Source organism: Streptomyces sp. NPDC056948, from assembly GCF_042674225.1.
GTDB lineage: Bacteria > Actinomycetota > Actinomycetes > Streptomycetales > Streptomycetaceae > Streptomyces > Streptomyces purpurascens.
Genome location: NZ_JBHUQX010000607.1, coordinates 1 through 4,097, shown reverse-complemented (window position 1 = coordinate 4,097; position 4,097 = coordinate 1). Strand labels below are relative to the sequence as shown.

The window sequence follows — 4,097 nt, the reverse complement described above, 5'->3', positions numbered from 1 at the left end:
GCATTCTGCCCCACCGGGCCCCTGCGCGGGCGGGTCACGCCCCTTTCGCCCGGTAACGGCGCATCTTCGCGCGGGCCCCGCAGACCTGCATCGAGCACCAGCGGCCGCGGCCTGCCGGGCTGCGGTCGTAGTAGGCCCAGTGGCAGTCGGGGGCCTCGCAGGCCTTGAGGCGGGTCCAGGTGCCGGCGACCAGGGACTCGGCGACGGCGGCGGCCACGCGGGCGTGCAGGGAGTGGTCGCCGGCGGGGGTCAGGGCGGCCGAGCCGTCCGTCGCGTCGACCGTGAGGATGAGCGGGGCCTGGGCCAGGAGTTCGCCGAGCGGGGGCGCCTCGCGGTGCGGCGGGTGGCCGGCGTGAGCGAGGAGGGTCGCGCGCAGGGACTCACGCAGGGCGCGGGCCCGGTCCGTCTCGTCCGGTGTGATCCCGAAGCGTGCCCGGCCCTCGGGCGAGTCCAGCGTGTCGGCGCCCGACTCGATGTCCAGCGTGTTCACCAGGGCCTCGACCAGGGCCAGGCCGCCGGGCGCGGGCGATCTCTCCGTCATGGCTGGACCGTACCTCTCGCTTTTTCTCTTGCGAGGTTACCGCCAATGGGGGAGCATGCAGTAACGGTTACTGGTTACCCGATTCTGAAGGTAACAGCGACTTCGAGGAGGAAGTCATGGCTCTCGCCAAGCTGGGTGTCGTCGTCCTGGACTGTCCCGACCCGCGCGCACTCGCCGGTTTCTACGCCGAGGTGCTCGGCGGCACGCCGGAGGTCGCGTCCGACGGGCAGGACGAGTGGGTCGATCTGAAGGTGCCGGGCGGTACACCGCTGGCCTTCCAGGCCGCTCCCGGGTTCGTACCGCCGACATGGCCGTCGCCCGACCACTCGCAGCAGTTCCACCTCGACCTGGACGTGGAGGACCTGGACGCCGCCGAGAAGGGCGTGCTGGCGCTCGGCGCCAAGCCGCTGGACACCGAGGACCGCTCCCGGACCTTCCGGGTTTACGCCGACCCTGCCGGGCACCCGTTCTGCCTCTGCGCCGGCTGACACCGGGAGGCCTCATGTCCGCCGTGGCTCAATTCCGTTCCGTGGTCGTCGACTGCCCCGACCCGCGCGAGCTGGCCCGCTTCTACGCGGGGGTCGGCGGCGGCACCCCCGAGGACGACAACCCCGACTGGGTGGTGCTGCGCCTCCCCGGCGGGCCCCGGCTCGCCTTCCAGCGCTCGCCCGGGTACACCCCGCCGGAGTGGCCCCGGTCCGACCGCGACGCCCAGCAGTTCCACCTGGACTTCGACGGTGGTGCGACCTGGGAGGAGATCGACGTGGCCGAGGAGCGGGTGCTGGCGCTGGGAGCGCGGCTGCTGGACAAGGAGGACGACAGGAGGAAGGACTTCCGGGTCTACGCGGACCCGGTGGGGCACCCGTTCTGCCTCTGCCGGATCGCGCCCGAGTGATCCGGCAGAGGAGGCAGGACTGCGGGAGGGCAGGACGGCGGGACGGCGGGACTGTTACCCGTCGAGCTCCGAGATCGTCGCCTTCGACGGCGCGCGACGCTGCTGGGCTGCGCGCGCGGTGAAGTCGGCCCCGCGCAGGACGCGCTGGATGTTGCCCCAGGTCAGAAGGGCGACATCGCCCTCGTCCCAGCCGCGCCGCAGCAGCTCCGCGATCAGCCGCGGATAGCAGGAGACGTCGCCGAGTTCCTGCGGATGGGCCGAACCGGAGTCGTAGGTGCCGGACAGTCCGACGCACTGCGCTCCGGCCACGGCACGGATGTGGTCGAGGTGATCGGCGACATCACGGACGGTCGGGCCGGTCTGCTCGGCCGTCAGCGGTACCAGGCACAGCCCCTTGGCGGCGCCCAGCTCCGCCAGCAGGTCGTCGGGGAGGTTGACCGGGTGGGGGCGGATCGCGCGGGCCGCGGAGCGGCTGAACAGCACGGGTGCCCGGGAGAGGCTCAGCACACGGCGGACGGTCTGCTCCGGGGCGCCGGAGAGGTCCGCGATGACACCGAGCCGGTTCATCTCGCGCACGACTTCCTCGCCGAACCGGGTCAGCCCCGCGTCGCTCGCCCAGGACACACCGGTCAGCGTCAGGGCCCGCAGGCCGAGGAGATGAAGCTGGCGCAGGGTGCCCAGCGAGTCGCCCACGGCCGAGGCCCCGGCGGGACCGAGGAGCACGGCGACACGGCCGCAGTTGCGGGCGTCGGCGACCTGCCCGGCCGTACAGGCGGGCCGCAGGCCCTCGTCGCAGGTGCGGACGATGGACTTCGCCAAATCGAGCTGCTCCAGGGTGGCGCCGACGGCACGGTCACCGTCGAGGCCCTCGGGCAGGTGCAACGACCAGAACAGCGCGCCCACGTGGCCGCTGCGCAGCCGGGGCACGTCCGTGTCGACGGTGCTCTCGCCGTCCTCGAGGTCGTAGTAGGACAGGCGCTTGAGCGCCCAGGGCAGTCCGTTGTACCCGTCGGCGACGGGGTGGGCGGCGAGGATGGCATGGGCCCGGGTCAGGGGCGCGTCGTCCGGATCGGAGACGGGCTCGTAGGGCTCCGCCGCGACGACGCCCTCATCGGGGTACGGCTCGGCCAGATCGTCGAACTCGCCGGTCGCGGCGGTGGGGCGCAGGTCGTGCTGGAGATCTGCCATGGCGGCTCCGTACGGTGCTCGTGACGTACGGTCACCGTCGCACGGGGCGCAGGGCTGTTCCTGGTGAGCGGGGCGTTCGGAGTACGGCCCCGGCCCGACGGGCGGGCGCTCAGGGCAGCCGGGCCGCGTCGATCACCTCGTCCAGGGTGTCCCGGGAGCGGACCAGGTCGGCGATCATCCGGTCGATGCGGGCGCGCTCGGCGGTGAGGTTGGCGACCAGGGTCGGGGTGGCGCGGGCCGAGGGGCCACCGTCCGCGTCCCGCATGCACGGCAGGAGCTGGACGATCTTCTCGCTGCACAGGCCCGCCGCGAACAGCTCCTGGATGCGGATGACCCGGTCCACGGCCGCCTCCGGGTACTCCCGGTGCCCGCCGGGCGTCCGCTCGGCGGAGAGCATGCCCTGCTTCTCGTAGTAGCGCAGCGACCGCTCGCTCACGTTGGTACGCCGGGCCAGTTCACCGATCCGCACGTCCACTCCCGCACTTGATTCTGACATCAGTGTCAGGTTCTAGCGTAAGGGCATGACGCAGCACACGACAGCACTCTTCGACCCGGCTCGTCTCCCCGGGCTGGACCTGCCCAACCGTCTGGTGATGGCGCCCCTGACCCGCAACCGGGCCGAGGCCGACGGCACCCCGACCCCGCTGATGGCCACGTACTACGCCCAGCGCGCCTCGGCCGGGCTGATCATCGCCGAGGCCTCGACACCGAACCCGGTCGGGCAGACGTATCCGAACATCACCGCCGTCCACAGCCCGGCGCACGTGGCCGGCTGGCAGCAGGTCACGGACGCCGTACGGGACGCGGGCGGGCGGATGTTCCTGCAGCTCCAGCACGGCGGGCGGGTCGGCCACCCGGCGACCAGCGGGCTGACCCCGGTCGCGCCCTCGCCCCTCGCGCTCCCCGAGACGATCTTCACGCCTGAGGGCCACCGGCCGGCCGTGGTGCCGAGGGAGATGACCGCCGAGGACATCCGCACCACCGTCGCCGACTTCGCGAAGGCCGCCCGCAACGCGGTCGAGGCGGGTTTCGAGGGGGTGGAGGTGCACTCGGCCAACGGCCACCTCCTGCACCAGTTCCTGGCCGCGAACACCAACCTGCGCACCGACGGCTACGGCGGACCGGTCGCGGCCCGGATCCGGTTCACGGCCGAGGTGACCGAGGCCGTGGCCGCCGAGATCGGCGCCGAGCGCGTGGGACTCAGGGTCTCCCCCGGCAACACCGTCAACGGCATCGCGGAGGGCGAGACCGAGGAGCTCTACCCGGCGCTCGTCGAGCGCCTCGGCGGGCTGGGGCTCGCCTATCTGCACCTGGGGTACGCCGACCCGGAGACCCCGGTGTTCCGGCGGGTGCGCGCCGCATGGCCCGGGGTGCTCATCGCCAACCCGGTGCTGAAGGAGATCACCACCGAGGGTGTGCACCGGGCGTCCGAGGCGCTGCTGGCGGCCGGGGCGGACCTGATCGCCCTCGGCC

General features: G+C 72.9%; 6 protein-coding genes. 3 read left to right on the top strand and 3 right to left on the bottom strand.

What is annotated here, in order from left to right; genetic code table 11:
• Positions 1-34: 34 nt before the first annotated feature.
• Complete coding sequence (locus ACFTZL_RS42070; RefSeq protein ID WP_382595042.1) at positions 35-541, bottom strand: CGNR zinc finger domain-containing protein; 507 nt, start codon at positions 539-541, stop codon at positions 35-37.
• A gap of 116 nt (positions 542-657) precedes the next feature.
• On the opposite strand from ACFTZL_RS42070, the gene ACFTZL_RS42065 reads away from it, so the two are divergent.
• Positions 658-1,029, top strand: coding sequence for a VOC family protein (locus ACFTZL_RS42065; RefSeq protein ID WP_382595039.1), 372 nt, complete (start codon positions 658-660; stop codon positions 1,027-1,029).
• Positions 1,030-1,043: 14 nt separating this feature from the next.
• A complete protein-coding gene (locus tag ACFTZL_RS42060) occupies positions 1,044-1,436 on the top strand; it encodes a VOC family protein (RefSeq protein ID WP_382595036.1) in 393 nt (130 codons plus the stop codon).
• Between the two features lie 54 nt (positions 1,437-1,490).
• Here the strand turns inward: ACFTZL_RS42060 and ACFTZL_RS42055 are convergent, their stop codons facing one another.
• Both ACFTZL_RS42055 and ACFTZL_RS42050 read right to left on the bottom strand, forming a co-directional pair.
• Complete coding sequence (locus tag ACFTZL_RS42055; protein ID WP_382595033.1) at positions 1,491-2,624, bottom strand: dipeptidase; 1,134 nt, start codon at positions 2,622-2,624, stop codon at positions 1,491-1,493.
• Positions 2,625-2,733: 109 nt separating this feature from the next.
• A complete protein-coding gene (locus tag ACFTZL_RS42050; RefSeq protein WP_382595044.1) occupies positions 2,734-3,093 on the bottom strand; it encodes a MerR family transcriptional regulator in 360 nt (119 codons plus the stop codon).
• Positions 3,094-3,145: 52 nt separating this feature from the next.
• On the opposite strand from ACFTZL_RS42050, the gene ACFTZL_RS42045 reads away from it, so the two are divergent.
• Positions 3,146-4,097: alkene reductase (locus tag ACFTZL_RS42045; protein ID WP_382595030.1), on the top strand; the 952-nt coding region annotated here is incomplete at its 3' end.

What these genes read in the sequence shown, in the direction of transcription:
- ACFTZL_RS42060 (WP_382595036.1), top strand. Translation starts at nt 1,044, where the DNA reads ATGTCCGCCGTGGCTCAATTCCGTTCCGTGGTCGTCGACTGCCCCGAC.
- ACFTZL_RS42055 (WP_382595033.1), bottom strand. Translation starts at nt 2,624, where the DNA reads ATGGCAGATCTCCAGCACGACCTGCGCCCCACCGCCGCGACCGGCGAG.
- ACFTZL_RS42070 (WP_382595042.1), bottom strand. Translation starts at nt 541, where the DNA reads ATGACGGAGAGATCGCCCGCGCCCGGCGGCCTGGCCCTGGTCGAGGCC.
- ACFTZL_RS42065 (WP_382595039.1), top strand. Translation starts at nt 658, where the DNA reads ATGGCTCTCGCCAAGCTGGGTGTCGTCGTCCTGGACTGTCCCGACCCG.